The sequence below is a fragment of the Myxococcus sp. CA033 genome, from assembly GCF_013336625.1.
GTDB lineage: Bacteria > Myxococcota > Myxococcia > Myxococcales > Myxococcaceae > Myxococcus > Myxococcus llanfairpwllgwyngyllgogerychwyrndrobwllllantysiliogogogochensis.
Genome location: NZ_JABUMU010000003.1, coordinates 212,177 through 228,386, shown reverse-complemented (window position 1 = coordinate 228,386; position 16,210 = coordinate 212,177). Strand labels below are relative to the sequence as shown.

Here is a 16,210-nt window from a genome sequence, read left to right as displayed (position 1 = left end):
CGCAACCCCTCGCAGTGGAGGAGGTCTCCAAATCAAAGACATGCATCGGATTGGGGCGCGAGGGCGAACCATATAGGATTGCCCCATGTCCCGCATTCCGACGGCCTTGAGTGTTTCCTTCCTGCTGTTCGGTGCCTGCTCCGACTCCCGGCGGGGAGCGGAGGACGCCGGGCAGGGATTGGCCCTGGTTCCCCTGACGCCGCCGCCCGCCCCACTTCCGGTGGCGGAGGTCGAGGACGCGGGAACCACCGCCCCGGCCGCGCCCATCATGGTGGACCCGTCCCGCCTCAAGGAGGCCCGGGCGCTGGTTCCCGCGCCCCTGCTGTATGGCCAGCTTCGCCCCGTGCTCGGGGCGTGGGTCGACTATGCGCTGCGAAGCAAGGAGACCCAGTCGCGGGTCCGTATCTCCCTGGTGGGGGAGACGGTCCAGGAGGATGGCACGCCGCTGTATCAGCTGGAGCTAGACCATGAGACCTCGCCGCGCACGCTCGTGGTCCTCTGGGTCCGAGGCGGAGCGCGTCCCTTCGTCGACCGGCTCGCCATCTCCGTGCCGCCCCATGCACCCCTCTCCATTCCGGTGGACCTCCATGTCGACCAGCCAGAGCTCAGGGGCGTGCTGGAGGGGGAGCGGGACACCGTGCTGCGCGAGGGGCCCTTCGCGGGCAAGGCGCGCGAGCAGACCTTCCGTCGGGAGGATGGAGGCCTCGTGGGTGTGGTGAGCACCGAGCGGGTTCCGCTGCTCGGCGTGGAGTCCATCCGCGATGCGGAGACGACCTGGGTGGTCCGGGCGACGGGGACGGGCGCGAAGCCCGCGCTGGACTCGGTCCCCATCGCCATTCCCCGCGTGCCCGGGCAGTGAGGGCGTGCCACTCAGCCCAGAGGATAGCCGAGCACGACGTAGAAGCCGCGCACGTAGATTGTGTACACGGCGAAGATGTCCGGCGCGAAGGCGGACAGACCCAGGGTCCCCACGATGAGCGCCGCCAGCAGCAGGGAGAACTCCGTCAGCGCCTGTCCGCGTGAGCGAGGGCGGCGCAGCCAGCGGTAAGAGGAGGTCAGCCATCCGTTCATGTTCAGGGCTCCTGAGCTGAGTCGGTCCGTTCGAGGACCACGGTCACGAGTGTCTCCCCCGACTCCGGGCCACCCATGGGGGACAGGGACAGGGAGATGCGCTCCCCGGGCTTCTGGAAGTCGAGCAACTGCACTCCCTCGGCTTCGGAGCGTGCGTCCTTCTGGACGTAGCCGCGCTGTTCGAACTGTTGCCGGTAGAAGCTCGCGAGGCCGACGGGCGTGCCTTGCGCCACCTCGGTGATGGTGGTGTTGCCCTCGGTGGGACCCTTGTTGCGGTCCTCGAGGCGCAGCATCGTCGTGGCGCCAGGGGGGCGCGGCAGCGAGGCGGGCACCACGGCCTTCAGGTGCATGCCTTCGGGAGCATCGATGATGGAGGGGAAGACCTGGGTGCGGGGAGGCTTGCCGCCGATGCCCACGGTGGTGACGGAGACGAGTGCTCCGCGCTTCGAGTCGTAGTAGCTGATGGCGCCACCCCCGGCCCCATCCGGCTCGGTCGCGGTGCGGTGGCCCTGCCGGCGGAACTCGCGGGCATAGAACTCCATCACCTCTCCGGCGGAGTCGGTCGTCTCGAAGTACGCCATCTCCATCGGGTTGCCGTTGGCCTCCAGCCGTCCCATGGGAATGGCCTTCGCGCGCGGATAGGCGGGGAGGAGTCCCTGGAAGCGCTTCGTCATGGGCTGCGCGTTGGGCGGCGCGGAGACCAGGGCTCCCGTCGTCGTCGGAGGCTTGGGGCGCGGAGGTGGCTCGGGAGGAGGCTCACGGAGGGTGGCCGCCGTGGCCACCACCAGCAACACGCCGCCCAGCCCGATGACGCGCGTCAGGGCGCCCGTGCGGTCCGCCAGGCGCTTCATCGTGTGCCCTCGGAAATGGAGACCCACGTGCGCACTCGCGCTACTCCTCTTTCTTCTCGGAGCACGCGAGGTCTCCGTAGGTGAAGTAGTCCTCGCCCTTGCGCTTCGAGCGCGCGTACTCGGACTCCGGCTCCTTGGAGTCCACCGTGCCCTGGAAGTATTTGCCTCGGCAGTTGTAGGCCCGCATGGGCCAGTTGAAGTGGCCATACTCCGTGCGGGCCCTCCCGCGCTTCTCCTTGATCTCGTCGGGCTCGCAGCTGTCGAAGCACGCCCGGGTATCGTTCTTCCAGTAGGCCGCCAGGAGCTTGTCGCCGGGGACGGTGCGCGTGTCGCCACCTCGGGGCTTCCTGACGGCATTGTAGCGGCCCCCTTCCTTCACGTGACGGATGAGGACCGAGTCGCGGATGTAGTCTGACTTCAGGGGGAAATCCAAACCCAGCACGGAGAGCACCGCGCCAATGGTATCGAGCGCACCGCCTTCGGACGCGAGGCCCGCGTAGGCGATCTGCTTCACCCGGTCATGGGTGAGCTGCTGGACGCGAGGATACGAGTTGGCGGGGTCGTCGCCATGGCCCCAGGCGCGCCACGTGTCGTGGACCAGGAAGAACGTCTCCTTGAAGTTCAGGTCCAGTCGGTCGTCGTCGATGCGGCTCGTGAGGAAGGCGATCTGCGGGGGGATGATGCCGTTCTCGATGTGGACCTCCACCTGGGCGCGAACGGCGCCCTCGTCGGGGTCCAGGCCCATGGCCTTCGCGACATAGCCCGCTGTCGAGCCCAGGACTCCCAGCACCTTGCCCATGAACTGGGTTGCTCCTCCCTTGCTCCCGCGTTCGGAGAGGGATTCCTCCTGGAGCGCCGCGTTCGCGTTCTCGACGCGCACGTTGAGCGTGAGCCGGTTCTGATGGCCCAGTCCGGTGGGCAGCTCTCCCGTCTTGGTGGAGCCGTCGAGGTCCTGGTAGCGCTCCTGCGCTTCGGCGGTGATGCGGCCCAGGTCCGGGCGCACGGTCCGCTCGAAGGCGACGTAGCGCGCGAGCTCCGCGGCCTTGAGGCGCACGTGCTGCACCTCCCAGAAGTAGCTCGTCCCCAGGATGAGCACCACCATGACGGGGGCCAGGAGGGCGAACTCCGTTGTCGCCGCCCCCCGGCGTGCGCGCCTGCCTGGTTGCCAGCTTCTTCGCTTCGTGGCGATTGGAGTCGTCATGGCCATCCCGTCAGTAGTTGAGGGCGTCGGCGAATTCCGACTCGGCGGTGTGCCACCCATCAATCAGGTCGCCCAGGGCGCTCTCCTCCCAGTGGGTCTTCGCGGGCGCCAGGCGGGCGGTCCACAGGGGGTTGAAGAAGTTGGGCTCCTCCTTCCAGTCACCCGGGCGGTGGTAGATGGCGCGGCCCACGGCCATGGCCATCATTCCCCCCGTCTCCTCGCGGAACTTCTGGGCCTTCTTGTCCTGGACCCCGCCCGCGAGCCTCCAGGTGATGTCGAGAAAGCCTCCGGTGACCTTCTCTTTCTTGTCGTCGTGCTTCCCGGAGCTGGAGCCCGCCATGAAGCCCTTCTGGCGCATGCCCTCGAGGTGGAAGGGTTGGACCTCATCCCCCGCGCTCGTGGGAATCATGTTCTTGGACAGGATGGTGAGGTTGCACGGATAGCTGAAGTGGTTGTGCCACGGGTCGACGAAGCTGGTGTCCGACGTGAGGAAGGGCGTGAGGCCCCACCAGTTGTGATGGTCATCCGTCTTGCGTCGACCGTAGGTCTGGTGGAAGCCGCCCTGGTTGTCCGCGGCGACCCGGAAGTTGATGGACAGGATGTTGTTCCAGCCATCCTCCCTGCCGCCGAAGAGATAGGGGCAGGGGCTTCTCCACTGAATCTTGATGTCGTCGGAGGCGAAGAGCTGGTCCCTGCGGTTGTCCTCGAACCCCTCGTCGAAGCTCTTGACCTGGCTGTCCGCGACCTTGGCGACGCGAAGCTCCACGAGCAGGACGCAGAGGTTCAAGGACCACTTGCGGCCAATGAGAGGAATCTCCTTGCCCACGGCCGTCCATTCTCGCCGTGCGCCATTGACGAGGTTGCCCATCAGCAGCCGGTACTTGGCCATGTCGGGCTTGGACAGCTTGTTGTCGTCCTTGCTCAGGAGCTTGGAGCGCTTGCCCAGGCCCGTGGGGTCGGTGAGGTCGAACGTCTTGTCCTTGCTCGCGGGGCCGTCGTCGATGACGTGCAGGAAGTTCTTCAGGTTGGAGAAGTTGACGTTGTACTTGCCCATGATGGCCCCGAGCCCCGGGCCGGCGGACATGACCGAGCCTGGCCTGGCCTTGGGGTCCGTGCCTCGGATGACGCCCTCGCTCGAGTTGAGCAGCAGGTCCTTCATGGTCCCCAGCATCATGGCTTCCTGGGCGAGCCATAGGCCCACGTTGAGCGCCGATAGGATGGGGATGAGGAGTCTGGCGACCCACTCCACGGCTTTCTTCCAGGCTTTGATGACCTGCTCGACGGCGGTGAAGATGGCGCTGACGACCGGGATGTACTTGGCGTACTTGGCGATCTTCCCGATGGTCATGTCCAGGTACAGGGCATGGCTCACGTACGACATGAAGGTGAGCATGGCCGAGTAATGAACAATCATCGCGCGGTTGGTGTAGGCCAGGAAGTTGTAGGCCCGGGCTTCCTTCACCGCGAGGGAGTACGCCTGCGCGTCGGCGGCGTCCTGGAGCTTTATCTTTTCATAGACACCGTGGCCAATGCTGACGGAGGCCATGACGGTGACGGCGAGCACGAGCATGGCGACGGTGCCGATGACCAGGGCCTGACCCCGTTCGTCCCTGCGCAGCCTTCGAAGTAGCGAGAACATGGTCATCCCCCGGGAGCGGTGACGGGTCAGCCGTCGACGGCGCACCGACCAGGTCCGTGCTGGTCATTGTTGAGATAGTTGGACTGCATGCGCATGGACCAGGTGGCGACCAGCGGCATCACGTACTTGCTCTTGTTGCCGCCCAGCCGTGCCAGCGACACGATCTTCCCGTGGTCCGGGCTCAGGTTGCGGCCTCGGTCCTGGAGGTACTGGGTCGCGTTCCTGCCACCGACGCGCTGGCTTTCGAACTGGAAGCCCTTGAGCTGATCCAGATAGTCGCGCCCCAGATAGAAGCTGTGGAGCTGCCAGTTGGCGAAGGGGATGCGCAGTTCGTAGAAGTAGGTGAGCCGCACCGAGAGGAGGTTCGCCTCGATGACGCGGTCATCCCGGACGTCGTCGTAGTCGATTTCTCGCGCATCCAGGTGCGAGCCGTAGGTACCGAAGAGTTCGTCCAGCTCCCCCTTCTTCGGGTTGACGACGTCGACGCGGAACAGGGGCAACCCCACGTCCGTGTAGAACATCTTCATCACGCTCGTCGCGAGCAGCTTCCGTGAGTAGGCTTTGTGGACACCCACCGCGTACTTCACCGTGTCGACGCGGCCTTCCTTGCCATCGAGCGGCGGCAGCGTGGGCAACAGCGACGCGAGCGCCGCCTTCTCCATCAGCTTGCAGTCGCCGTGGTTGACGATGCCAGCCCGCACCGCGCGGTAGGCGCCGTACTCAGTCATCAGTCTGGCGTTGTGCACCATGCCGAGCTGGATGATGCCCAGCACCATGAACACCATCATGGGCGCGATGAGGGCCGTCTCGACGGCGGCTTGTCCGGACTGTCCGGAGGCGACTCCAGGTCTGTCTATCGAGCGCATGGCCCTCCTCGGGCACGACTTCACTGCACCCCCGGCCCACCCCACCCGCTGAACCCAGACTCTATGGAAGAACGCGCTACGAAGGAAACGTGTGGCTCCATTTGAAGTCGCAAGGATTCTGGAAACCCGCCAGTTCGTGGCTTTTGCAACACCGTGGCTATGACGTCAGGGTTTCCTGGTGGGTGTGCGGGGCATCCCCGGTCCGGCGAGACACCGGAGGCACCGGAGACACCGGAGGCACCGGGTCCCTGGGGACCGATTGTCGGGTGGAGGAAAGCGCGCGGGGCCCGAAAGGGTGGCGCGGGTGCGGGCTGTTAAGGTGAGGTGCGTTCCATGTTTCCGTCCCATCCCCGCCCGGAGAAGGTGGCCGAGGAGCTCGCCGTGTCGTCGGAGCTGTCCCAGGGAGCGTTGTCCTGGCAGGTCCTGGAGAGTCTTCCCCAGCTTGTCTGGATGACGCGGCCGGACGGGCAGCACGTCTATTTCAACCGGCGCTGGTACGAGTTCACCGGCCTGTCCCCCGAGCAGTCGCTCGGCGATGGCTGGCGGCGCATCTTCCATCCGGACGACATGGCGGAGGCGGACAGGCGCTGGGCACACTCCCTGCGCACCGGCGAGCCCTACGAGGTGGAGTTCCGCTGCCGGCGCCATGACGGGACGTGGCGGTGGATGCTCGGTCGCGCCAATCCCCTGCGGGACGCCGAAGGCCACATCCTCCAGTGGTTCGGAACCACGACGGACATCGAGGAGCCGAAGCGGGCCTCGGAGTCCATGCGCTTCCTCGCCGAGGCCGGCGCGCTCTTGTCCTCCTCCGCGTTGGATTTGGAGGGCACGCTGTCGTCACTGGCGCGGCTCGTCGTCCCGAGGCTTGCGGACTGGTGCGCCGTGGAGTTGGTGGAGGAGGACGGCCGCTCACGCCAGGTGGCGGTGGCCCACGTGGACCCCAGCCGGGTGCGGCTGGCCGAGCAGGTCCGAGAGCGCTACCCGCCGCGCCCGGATGACCCCCACGGCGTGCTGGCCGTCATCCGCACCGGCGCGCCCGTGTTGCAGGAGGTCATCTCCGAAGAGACGCTGGTCTCCGGCTCCCGGAGCGCCGAGCACCTGGACTTCCTGCGGCAGCTCGGGCTGCGCTCGGCGGTGATTGTCCCGCTGAAGGCGCGCGGACGCATCCTCGGCGCGCTCACGCTGGTGACGGCGGAGTCCGGCCGGCGCCTGGGCCCGCAGGACCTGACGCTGGGCGAGCAGCTCGCGTCGCGCGCCGCGCTGTCCGTGGACACCGCGCGCCTGCATCGCGAGACGCAGGAGTCGCTGCGCCGCAGTCAGGAGGAGCGCCGCACCGCGGAGACGCTGCTGCGCATCGGCGTCTCGCTGTCCTCGGAGCTGGACGCGGCGGTGCTCGTCCAGCGCATCACCGACGAGACGGTGGCCCTCACCGGTGCGGGCTTCGGCGCCTTCTTCGAGAACCGGGTGGACGAGCGCGGTGAATCATACCTGCTCTACACGCTGTCCGGCGCGCCCAGGCAGGCCTTCGCCCACATGCCCATGCCGCGCAACACCGCCATCTTCGGCCCGACGTTCCGGGGCGAGGGGACGCGCCTCTACGACGACGTGACGCTCCAGCCCGACTACGGCAAGAGCGCGCCCTTCCACGGGATGCCCCCCGGCCACCTGCCGGTGCGCAGCTACCTCGCGGTGCCCGTGAAGGGCCGCTCCGGCGAGGTGCTCGGCGGCCTGTTCTTCGGACACGAGGAGCCCGGGCGCTTCCGGGAGGAGCACGCGCGGCTGGTGGAGGGCGTGGCCTCGCAGGCCGCGGTGGCCCTGGACAACGCGCGCCTGTTTCGTGACGCGCGACGGGCCGAGGAGCGCTTCCGCTCGCTCGTCACCGCCACCGCCCAGGCGGTGTGGGTGACGCGCCCGGATGGCCTCATCGAGGAGGACAGCCCCTCCTGGCGGGCCTACACCGGGCAGACCTATGAGCAGTGGCGGGGACAGGGGTGGCTGGACGCCATCCACCCGGAGGACCGCGAGCCGGCCGCCCGCGCGTGGCAGGCGGCGGTGACGGACGTGCGCCCCTACGAGGTGGAGTACCGCCTGTGCCGTCCGGACGGCTCGTACTCGCCCACGCTGGCCCGCGCCGTGCCCGTGCTCAACGTCAGCGGCACGGTGCGCGAGTGGGTGGGCACCAACACGGACATGACGGCCCAGCGCCGCGTCGAGGAGGGGCTGCGCCGGTTGGACCGCGAGCAGGGGGCGCGACGGCTGGAGGCCCTGCGCGCGGAGGTCAGCGGCGCGCTTTCGCGCGAGGGCACCGTCGGCGAAATCCTCCAGAGCTGCGCGGAGGCGCTGGCCCGTCACCTGGGCGCGCAGGTGGCGCGGCTGTGGATGTACTCGCGGGACGCGGCGATGCTGGAGCTGGTGGGCAACGCGGGGCCGTCCGCCCCGCCTCCGGACCGCTGGGCCCGCGTGTCCCTGCATGGCCCGAGCCTGGTGGCGGAGGTGGCCCGCAAGCGGGAGCAGGTCTGGGTGGACCAGATGGAGCTGGATGCCCGCGTCCTGGACCGGGCCTGGGTGCGGGAGCAGGGCGTGCGCTCGTTCGCCGGCATTCCCTTGCTGGTGCGCGGTCAACTGGTGGGTGTCATGGGCCTCTACAGTCGCGACGTGCTGGGCGAGGACGCGATGGCGGCGCTGGCCACGGTGGCGGACGCGCTCGCCCAGGGCCTGGAGCGCCGCAGGGCGGAGGAGGCGCTCCAGCTGCGCGCGCGGGAGCTGGCCCACTCCAACGAGGAACTCCAGCAGTTCGCCTACGTGGCCTCGCATGACCTGCAGGAGCCCTTGCGCATGGTGGCCAGCTACACGCAGCTGCTCGCCCGTCGCTACCAGGGCAAGCTGGACGCGGACGCGGACACCTTCATCCACTACGCGGTGGACGGCGTCACCCGCATGCAGCAGCTCATCCAGGACCTGCTGGCCTACTCACGGGTGGGGACGCAGGGGCGGGAGCCCAGGCCCGTGGACGCGAACCAGGCCCTGGCCCGCGCGAAGGCCAACCTCCGGGTGGCCCTGCAGGAGTCCGGCGCGGACTTCCGCGCGGGGCCGCTGCCCACGGTGCTCGCGGACGAGACGCAGCTGGCGCAGCTGTTCCAGAACCTCATCGGCAACGCGCTCAAGTTCCATGGCGATGCGCCCCCGCGCGTGGAGGTGACGGCGGAGGCGCGAGGCGCGGAGGTCCGCTTCTCCGTGCGGGATTGGGGAATTGGCATCGACGCGCAGGACTTCGAGCGCATCTTCGTCATCTTCCAGCGCCTGCACGGCAAGGAGGCCTTCGCGGGGACGGGCATCGGGCTGGCCATCTGCAAGAAAATCGTCGAGCGGCTGGGCGGACGCATCGGCGTCGAGTCGCGGCCGGGGGAGGGGAGCACGTTCTGGTTCACCCTGCCCTGGCCGGCGGCCGGAGCCACGGTGTCCGAGGCGTCGTCATGAGTGAGATTGGCTCGAACGAGCGTCCCCTGCGCCTCTTGCTGGTGGAGGACAACCCGGGTGACGCGCGGCTGCTCCAGGAGGAGCTGCGCGAGGTGGGCACCACGCGGTTCGAGGTGCTCCACGTCGAGCGACTGGCGGACGCGGTGCGCGTGGTGAGCACCGACCCCCAGGTGGACGCGGTGCTGTTGGACCTGTCGCTGCCGGACGGACACGGGCTGGGCAACATCCCGCCCCTGCTCCAGGCCGCGCCGTCCATCCCCCTCGTCGTGCTCACCGGCACCGACGACGAGCGACTGGCGGTGCGCGCGGTCCACGAGGGCGCGCAGGACTATCTGGTGAAGGGCCAGGTGTCGGGCCCGCTGCTGGTGCGCGCGCTGCGGTATGCGATTGAGCGCAAGCGGGTGGAGGAGGGCCTCAAGCGCGAGGAGGCCGCGCGGCGCACGGCGGTGTTCCGCGAGCAGTTCCTCGGCATCCTCGGCCATGACCTGCGAAACCCGCTCCAGGCCATCTCCGGCAACGCGTCGTTGCTCTTGCGCCACGGCGGCCTGAGCGAGCCCCAGCGCAAGGCCATCAACCGCATCTCCATCTCCGCGGACCGCATGGCGCGGATGATCAACGACCTGCTGGACTTCACCCGCACGCGGCTGGGCTCGGGCTATGTGCTCGAGCGCGCGCGGATGAACCTGCACGAGGTGCTGCGCCAGGTGGTGGAGGAGCTGGAGGTGGCGCACCCCCGGCGTCAGTTCGAGTTGAGCCTGACGGGCAACGGCTGGGGGGACTGGGACGCGGACCGCATCGCCCAGGCGGCGTCGAACCTGGTGGGCAACGCCGTGCAGTACTCGCCCGAGGACACCTCCGTGCGGGTGATGGTGGCCGACGCGGAGAGCGGCGTGAGGGTGGAGGTCCACAACTGGGGCCTGCCCATTCCCACCGAGCGGCTGTCCTCCATCTTCGACCCCTTCGTGCGCGCCCAGGACATGCGCAGCGCCCAGCGCAACGGCCTGGGCCTGGGGCTCTACATCACCCACGAAATCGTGCGCGCCCACGGAGGCCTGCTGGGCGTCTCCTCCTCCTCCGAGGAGGGCACGTGTTTCTGGCTCAGCCTGCCGCGCCAGTACGTCGCCTCGGGTCTGGGCGGTTGAGCGACGACGCACGGCGCCTGCCTGCCCGTGGTGAAAGCAGGCGAGCCGCGAGGGAGGAAGCGAGCGCGTGTCGCGGCGCGCGGAGGGAGGACCCACCTTTGGCGGGTGCATTCAACCCGGCCGTCGTCTCCAGGCGGCCCCACTCCTGGAGGTCCGGCGATGGTGATGCTCGGTGCAGCCCTCTTTGGTACCCTCTTCTTCCTCGTGGCCCTCTTCGCCGTCATCCTGCTCGGCGCCGCGGGCAACAAGTGGGAGAAGGACATTCGCGCGGTGACGGAGCGTGAGCGCGCCAACGGCCTGCTCGGCGACGTCACCTTGAAGGACCCCGACATCGCGCGGGGGCCCCACATCCACGCGCACGCCTGAGCCACGCGGGCTTCAGCGGGGCCGCGGGCTGTAGTAGCGACGCAGCCAGCGGCTCAGCCCGTCCAGGCCGGGGAAGAGCACGCGCTCGGTGACGTTGGCCTGGTCCAGCTTGTCCCGCACCTCCCACTTCAGGGCCGCGGGGATGATGAGCTTGCGCACGCCCTGCTTCTGCTTCTCCAGGAAGGTGTCCAGGCGCAGGTCCGGCCCGTTCATCACCGAGAAGAGGGCGAACTGGTTGACGATGCGCGCGTCCAGCGACGGCGGCTCGAAGAAGAGCACGAAGGGGTGCTGGGTCAGCCGGTCCAGCTCCGCCATGGAGCCGGCCGCCGCCGCCAGCATGTCCCCGGTGAACACGTCCGCTCCCTCCTTGCGCAGCTGCGCCTTGAGGGGGCGGGGGAGCAGGCGGTTCGTCTCCCGGTAGTCCACGCACCACACCACGCCGTCCGCGCCGGCCAATTCGCTGTCCTCGGTGAGGAAGTGCAGCGCGACGTAGGGGCTGAACGTCCAGTCGAGCATCCGCGTGGGCAGGCCGTGGTGCTGGGCCAGGGCCAGCCAGTCCCAGACGGAGTCCAGGGGCTCGCGAGGCGTGCCCCGCGCGTACTTGCGAAAGGCGCGCAGGAGGTCGCGCTCCTGGCGGATGAACATGCCCTGGCGGTTGAGCGCGGTGGACAGGTCGTGCTCGACATGGGGCATGCCTCGGAAGACGAAGTTGGAGCGGTGTCGGCCGAGCGCCTCGTTCCAGGAGTCGGAGAACAGCGAGTCCTGGAGCTCCAGCCACGTGGTGACGCGATGCTCTTTCATGACGAGGGCGGGCAGTGCCCTCGGGCCCGCTGTCCCCGAAGATGCGGCGTGCCGGGCGGGGACGGAAGCGGGCGTCAGGCCACGCGTTGGTCGCGGGGCGCCACGGCGGCCGGAGGCGGGCCCGGCTGGGTGAGGCGGTGCAGGATTCGCGACAGCTCACCCGGGGCGAAGGGCTTGCGCAGCAGGCACACCGCTCCCTCGAAGCTGGGCAGCTCCAGGTCGAGCCCCGTCGTCAGCACGATGGGCAGCTCCACCAGCGAGCGCTGCGCGTGCAGCATCCGGATGAGGTCCTGGCCCTCGATGTCGGGCAGCAGCCAGTCCAGCACCAGCACGTCCACGCGAGGCTCGGAGAAGAAGGCCTTCAACGCGGTGAAGCCGTTCTCGCAAGCGAGGACCCGGTAGCCTTCCAGCTCCATGGTCTCGGCCATTGCGTCTCTGAGGAGGCCATCATCCTCGGCCAGGACGACCACGGGGCGATAAGGCATGCGCAAGGCTCGCGAAGACCGGAGGAGAAGGGCTCAAGCGGCGCGCGGGTCCGGACTCCCACCGCCACCGTTGGGCAAGAACCCCGGAGGCGGTGCGCCTCGTCCCGGCCTCCACGCGAAGGTGGAGGGCCGGCACGTCGGCTGCTCTTCGAACCGGGCTAGGGCCTGCCCGTGTCCGCTGGCTGGTTGAAGGCGTACTGGTCCGCGCCTGGCGCGGCGTCCTGCTGGAACATGGGGCACTTGGCGCAGGTGAAGCTGTCCCAGTCCTCACGCACCGCCATGTCGATGCAGCCGCCGTAGAAGCGGCAGTGCACGTTGCGGTGGTCCTCGACGGAAAAGGACTCCGCGCGCATGGGCAGGCGGAACTCTGTGGGACGCGGTTGTGGACAGGACATGTTGTCTCTCTTGCCCCCCTCGTGGGTGCGTTGAATCGTCTACCGGCTGTTGCGACGCGTCATTCCCGGGGCGGACCCCCAGGCCCGCGCGATTCACGGCGAACCTCATAAAGGCCAGCAGCAGGGGTTGCCATCCACGCCGGCCGTCCGGCCGTGGGGCGGGGGACCGGGCTCGGGGCGCCTCCGAGGCGCGACGGGTGGTGGAGCACACCCGTCAGGCCCGCCGAGGGGGCCAGGCAAGGGGCGTCGACATGCGAACACTTCACCCGGTGCCGGCTTTCCCGGAAGATGCGAGGCGTGTCCGCCCCCCTTCGTCCCCTTCGTTCGGCTCCTGGCGCATCTCGTGGCGTGCTCGGCGCCCTGGCCCTGGCCTCGCTGCTCGTCCTGACGGCCTGTTCGGCCTTCTCCCGCGCCGTGAAGGAGGGCGACTCGGCCAGCCAGCAGCAGAAGTGGGCGGAGGCGGAGGCGGCCTACCTGCGCGCGCTCGCCGCGGACCCGGAGGCCTCCGAAATCACGGTGAAGCTGCGCGAGGTGCGCCGCGCGTGGAGCCAGGTGGTGCTGGAGGAGGCCCGGGGCGTACACGACGCCGGGGACCTGGATGGCGCCATGAAGCGGCTGGTGCGCGCGCTGGAATTGGACGCGGAGAACACGGCCGCGCGAGAGCTTCTGGGGGTGACGCTGGATGAGCGCGTCGCGGCGGGCCTGGAGGCGCTGAAGGCGGACAAGCTCCAGGAGGCGCGCGCGGAGCTGGACGCGGTGCTGTTGGTGGCGCCGGACCACGCGGGCGCGAAGAAGGGCGTGGACCTGGTGCAGGTGGCGTGGGCGAAGCGCTGGTTCAACACCGGAGACGGCCTGGAGAAGGCCGGCAAGCTGGGCAACGCGCTGGTGGCCTACGTGCGCGCGGACCAGGAGCGCGTGGGCGCGACGGCCGCGCGGGAGCGGGCGGAGGCGGTGCGGCAGAAGCTGCGCGACGAGGTCGCCTTCCTCGTCGTCGCGACGCCGGTGGAGGACAACGCCGGAGCGCCGGACGTGGCGCAGCGGCTGGCGGCCGGCAGGCTCGCGGCCATGCTCCCCACCCAGCTCCCCCTGCGCGTGGTGACGGAGGCCCCCGAGGGCCGCGAGGGCGTGAAGCTGGACCTGTCCCTGGAGCGGGTGCTGCCCCTCAAGGCGGTGGAGGACTCGCAGCGCTCGCACCGCTACCTCGCCGGCAAGACGTCCGTGCCCAACCCCCGCCGCGCCGGCTTCGAGACGAAGCTGCTCCAGTCCGAGCGCGCCCAGGAGGAGGTGGACCGCAAGCAGGCCGCCGCCCTGCGCGAGTACCTGCGCATGCAGACGGAGATGAACCTGCTGCGCGCGGGCGCCGAGCGCTGCCGTGAGCGCGAGCGCCGCGAGTGCCTGGAGGCGCTGCAGGAGTGTGGCGAGGCCGCGCGCGAGGCGGAGAAGCCCGGCACGCTGCCCGGCGAGTGCAGCCCCGCGCGCTGCGCCAGCGGTCTGTGCGCGAAGGAGGAGCAGCTGCTGACGCTGATGGTGGTGGCGGTGAAGGACAAGGAGACGAAGCTGGAGGCCGCCCTGGACAAGTCGGAGTCGCAGCGCATCGAGGTGCAGCGCCACCGCGATACGACGTTCCGCGAGCCCGTCACCGTGGAGGAGCCCATGTTCTCCGACTTCGTCTACGACGTGCAGCTGCACCGCCTCACCGTGACGGCCTCCGTCACCGCGGTGATGCGCGATTTGCTCAAGGCCCAGGTCCCCGCGCCCCACACCGACGACTTCGCGGTGACGCACGAGGATATGGCGCACAAGGGCTACGACAGGTACGGCGTGCTGGCGGACCCGGTGCAACTGCGCAACGAGCTGGAGCTGCGCGTGGAGGTGGGGGACAAGGCCGTCTCCGACCTGGCTCGCCGCGTGAAAGAGCGCTTCGACGCGTACCGTGGCAAGCGCGTGGAAGATGCCCGCCGCGGCATGGTGCGCCCCGGCGCCGAGGACGTGGTGGAGACCGCCGTGCGAGCCCTGCTGCTCACCGCGGACGCGCCCCCGCCGGATGTCCTCCAGCCCCTGGCCCGCGCCCGCGGCCTCAACCGCCCCGAGACGCTCCTGGGCCTGTAGTCCGGCCTGACCCGCGACACTTTACAACGGGGGTGTCCTCTTCCTGGACACCTCCGCCGCGGCGTTCCAAACATTTGAAATCAAAGGAGTTTTGTTTCGGAATGTTACGGGGTTTTACAGCCGGGGCGTGAAACGTGGAGTCAGCGTGCTCCGGGTATCTCCAGCGTTTCCGTGAAAAGCATGAGGGAAATCCACTAGTTGCGGGCTTGGCATGGCGGCTGCTTCGTCGCCGGTCCCCGAGCTGTGGGAGCTCTGGCAGTACCCCCTCTGCAAGAAGGATGTTCATGTCCCAGTCCAAGTTGATCGGTGCCCTCGCGGGCCTGGCGCTGCTGGCCGGTTGTGGTGGCGGCGAAGGGTCCACCCCCGCCCCCGAGGCCGTTGGCCAGGGGATGTCGTGGGAGCAGTTCCTCTCGGTCGTCTACCAGGAGCCGGACACCGGCATCTTCATCGCGGATGGCGACACGACGTTCGCCAACGAGAAGCTGCTGCGCGAGTTCTACGAGAACAACGTTCGTAACGGGCAGCTCATCGTCCATACGGCCGGCGGCGCGGATGCCGCGTGGAACGCGACGCAGAAGAAGAACATCACCTACTGCGTGAGCACGACGTTCGGCTCCAACTACAACGCGGCCGTGCAGGCGATGGCGAACGCGGCGGCGGCGTGGGAAGCGGCGGCCAACGTCGACTTCGTCTACGTCAGCGCGCAGGACGCCAGCTGCACCGCGAGCAACGCGAACGTGGTGTTCGACGTGCGTCCGGTGAACTCGGGTGGCCAGTACCTGGCGCGCGCGTTCTTCCCGAACGACACCCGCGCCAACCGCAACGTGCTCATCGACAACACGGGCTTTGGCAACACCTCGCCCTGGACGCTGACGGGCATCATCCGTCACGAGCTGGGCCACACGCTGGGCTTCCGCCACGAGCACACCCGCCCCGAGTCGGGCACGTGCTTCGAGGACAACAACTGGCGCGCGCTGACGACGTACGACTCCGCGTCCGTCATGCACTATCCCCAGTGCAACGGCTCGCAGTCGGGTGACCTGGTCCTGACGGCCAAGGACATCCAGGGCGCCGTGGCGCTCTACGGCGCGCCGGGTGGCACGGACCCCGAGCCGCCGGGTCCGGGCACGGGCACGCCGACGACGGAGACCCGCTCGGGCTCCGTGGCGACGGGCAGCAACACCAGCTACGGCCCCTTCAACGTGGTGGCCGGCACCAGCTTCAGCGTGGCGATGACGGGCACGGGCGACCCGGACCTGTACGTGCGCTTTGGCGCGGTCCCCACCACGACGACGTATGACTGCCGTCCCTACCTGAGCGGCGCGTCGGAGTCCTGCAACGTGACGGTGCCCGCGGGCGTGACGACGGCGTACATCATGGTGCGTGGCTATGCGACGGGCACGTTCAACCTGACCATCAACTACACCAAGCCCGCGGCGGGCGGCACGCCGGCCACGGACAGCAAGACGGGCAGCGTCGCGGCGAACACCAACGTGAACTTCCCCGCGTACAGCGTGCTGGCCGGCTCCACCTTCCGCGTGGCGATGACGGGCACGGGCGACCCGGACCTCTACGTCCGCTTTGGCGCGGCGCCCACCACCGCCACGTACAACTGCCGTCCGTTCCAGACGGGCGCCACGGAGACGTGCGAGCTGACGGTGCCCGCGGGTCAGACGACGGCGTACGTCATGGTTCGCGGCTACACGGCGGCCACGTACAACCTGGCCATCAACTACACCAAGCCGTAGTCGCTTCCGGCTTCCGGTGTGGAACACGGGCGGTCTCCCTCGCGGGAGGCCGCCCGTTG

At 69.0% G+C, this 16,210-nt stretch carries 14 protein-coding genes; 6 read left to right on the top strand and 8 right to left on the bottom strand.

From position 1 onward, the window contains the following. The first annotated feature begins 85 nt into the window (after positions 1–85). Positions 86–859, top strand: a complete 774-nt coding sequence (locus tag HUA78_RS11225) for a hypothetical protein (protein WP_174476265.1) — start codon at positions 86–88, stop codon at positions 857–859. An 11-nt stretch (positions 860–870) separates the two neighbouring features. On the opposite strand, the gene HUA78_RS11220 is transcribed toward HUA78_RS11225, so the two are convergent. From HUA78_RS11220 to HUA78_RS11200, 5 genes are read right to left on the bottom strand one after another with little or no spacing between them, the layout of a single operon-like run. Continuing rightward, a complete protein-coding gene (locus HUA78_RS11220; protein WP_174457351.1) occupies positions 871–1,071 on the bottom strand; it encodes a hypothetical protein in 201 nt (66 codons plus the stop codon). 2 nt (positions 1,072–1,073) lie between these two features. Further along, a complete protein-coding gene (locus HUA78_RS11215) occupies positions 1,074–1,922 on the bottom strand; it encodes a hypothetical protein (protein ID WP_174476264.1) in 849 nt (282 codons plus the stop codon). A 40-nt stretch (positions 1,923–1,962) separates the two neighbouring features. After that, positions 1,963–3,123, bottom strand: coding sequence for a TadE/TadG family type IV pilus assembly protein (locus tag HUA78_RS11210; protein WP_174459890.1), 1,161 nt, complete (start codon positions 3,121–3,123; stop codon positions 1,963–1,965). 10 nt (positions 3,124–3,133) lie between these two features. Continuing rightward, a complete protein-coding gene (locus tag HUA78_RS11205) occupies positions 3,134–4,762 on the bottom strand; it encodes a TadE/TadG family type IV pilus assembly protein (RefSeq protein ID WP_174476263.1) in 1,629 nt (542 codons plus the stop codon). Between the two features lie 26 nt (positions 4,763–4,788). Next, entirely contained in the window at positions 4,789–5,628 is an 840-nt protein-coding gene (locus HUA78_RS11200; protein WP_174457347.1) for a TadE/TadG family type IV pilus assembly protein, read from the bottom strand. A gap of 333 nt (positions 5,629–5,961) precedes the next feature. On the opposite strand from HUA78_RS11200, the gene HUA78_RS11195 reads away from it, so the two are divergent. From HUA78_RS11195 to HUA78_RS11185, 3 genes are all read left to right on the top strand, one after another. Then, entirely contained in the window at positions 5,962–9,105 is a 3,144-nt protein-coding gene (locus HUA78_RS11195) for a PAS domain-containing protein (RefSeq protein WP_174476262.1), read from the top strand. Then, on the top strand, positions 9,102–10,247 hold the full coding sequence (locus HUA78_RS11190) for a HAMP domain-containing sensor histidine kinase (RefSeq protein ID WP_174457345.1): 1,146 nt from the start codon (positions 9,102–9,104) through the stop codon (positions 10,245–10,247). The genes HUA78_RS11195 and HUA78_RS11190 overlap by 4 nt, the downstream gene beginning before the upstream one ends. Before the next feature lie 159 nt (positions 10,248–10,406). Continuing rightward, positions 10,407–10,613 (top strand): hypothetical protein, encoded by a 207-nt coding sequence (locus HUA78_RS11185; protein WP_141643020.1) that lies wholly within the window; start codon positions 10,407–10,409, stop codon positions 10,611–10,613. A gap of 12 nt (positions 10,614–10,625) precedes the next feature. Here HUA78_RS11185 and HUA78_RS11180 read toward each other — a convergent pair whose 3' ends face one another. From HUA78_RS11180 to HUA78_RS11170, 3 genes are all read right to left on the bottom strand, one after another. Then, a complete protein-coding gene (locus tag HUA78_RS11180; protein ID WP_141643021.1) occupies positions 10,626–11,414 on the bottom strand; it encodes an FRG domain-containing protein in 789 nt (262 codons plus the stop codon). Positions 11,415–11,488: 74 nt separating this feature from the next. Then, positions 11,489–11,899 carry a response regulator gene (locus HUA78_RS11175; RefSeq protein WP_256434340.1) on the bottom strand — a complete coding sequence of 137 codons (411 nt, stop codon included), beginning with the start codon at positions 11,897–11,899 and terminating at the stop codon, positions 11,489–11,491. A gap of 158 nt (positions 11,900–12,057) precedes the next feature. Continuing rightward, the gene (locus tag HUA78_RS11170) at positions 12,058–12,294 is read right to left on the bottom strand and encodes a hypothetical protein (protein WP_141643023.1); all 237 of its coding nucleotides are present in this window, start codon (positions 12,292–12,294) and stop codon (positions 12,058–12,060) included. 348 nt (positions 12,295–12,642) lie between these two features. Here HUA78_RS11170 and traC point away from each other — a divergent pair, with 348 nt between their 5' ends. After that, positions 12,643–14,403: an outer membrane exchange accessory lipoprotein TraC gene (gene traC / locus HUA78_RS11165; protein ID WP_371745550.1), complete on the top strand. Its 1,761-nt coding sequence runs from the start codon at positions 12,643–12,645 to the stop codon at positions 14,401–14,403. Positions 14,404–14,687: 284 nt separating this feature from the next. Continuing rightward, positions 14,688–16,151, top strand: a complete 1,464-nt coding sequence (locus HUA78_RS11160; RefSeq protein WP_174476259.1) for a M57 family metalloprotease — start codon at positions 14,688–14,690, stop codon at positions 16,149–16,151. The last annotated feature ends 59 nt before the right edge of the window (positions 16,152–16,210 follow it).

Coding starts and splice junctions, on each gene's coding strand:
- HUA78_RS11225 (WP_174476265.1), top strand. CDS start 86: ATGTCCCGCATTCCGACGGCCTTGAGTGTTTCCTTCCTGCTGTTCGGT.
- HUA78_RS11220 (WP_174457351.1), bottom strand. CDS start 1,071: ATGAACGGATGGCTGACCTCCTCTTACCGCTGGCTGCGCCGCCCTCGC.
- HUA78_RS11215 (WP_174476264.1), bottom strand. CDS start 1,922: ATGAAGCGCCTGGCGGACCGCACGGGCGCCCTGACGCGCGTCATCGGG.
- HUA78_RS11210 (WP_174459890.1), bottom strand. CDS start 3,123: ATGACGACTCCAATCGCCACGAAGCGAAGAAGCTGGCAACCAGGCAGG.
- HUA78_RS11205 (WP_174476263.1), bottom strand. CDS start 4,762: ATGTTCTCGCTACTTCGAAGGCTGCGCAGGGACGAACGGGGTCAGGCC.
- HUA78_RS11200 (WP_174457347.1), bottom strand. CDS start 5,628: ATGCGCTCGATAGACAGACCTGGAGTCGCCTCCGGACAGTCCGGACAA.
- HUA78_RS11195 (WP_174476262.1), top strand. CDS start 5,962: ATGTTTCCGTCCCATCCCCGCCCGGAGAAGGTGGCCGAGGAGCTCGCC.
- HUA78_RS11190 (WP_174457345.1), top strand. CDS start 9,102: ATGAGTGAGATTGGCTCGAACGAGCGTCCCCTGCGCCTCTTGCTGGTG.
- HUA78_RS11185 (WP_141643020.1), top strand. CDS start 10,407: ATGGTGATGCTCGGTGCAGCCCTCTTTGGTACCCTCTTCTTCCTCGTG.
- HUA78_RS11180 (WP_141643021.1), bottom strand. CDS start 11,414: ATGAAAGAGCATCGCGTCACCACGTGGCTGGAGCTCCAGGACTCGCTG.
- HUA78_RS11175 (WP_256434340.1), bottom strand. CDS start 11,899: ATGCCTTATCGCCCCGTGGTCGTCCTGGCCGAGGATGATGGCCTCCTC.
- HUA78_RS11170 (WP_141643023.1), bottom strand. CDS start 12,294: ATGTCCTGTCCACAACCGCGTCCCACAGAGTTCCGCCTGCCCATGCGC.
- HUA78_RS11160 (WP_174476259.1), top strand. CDS start 14,688: ATGTCCCAGTCCAAGTTGATCGGTGCCCTCGCGGGCCTGGCGCTGCTG.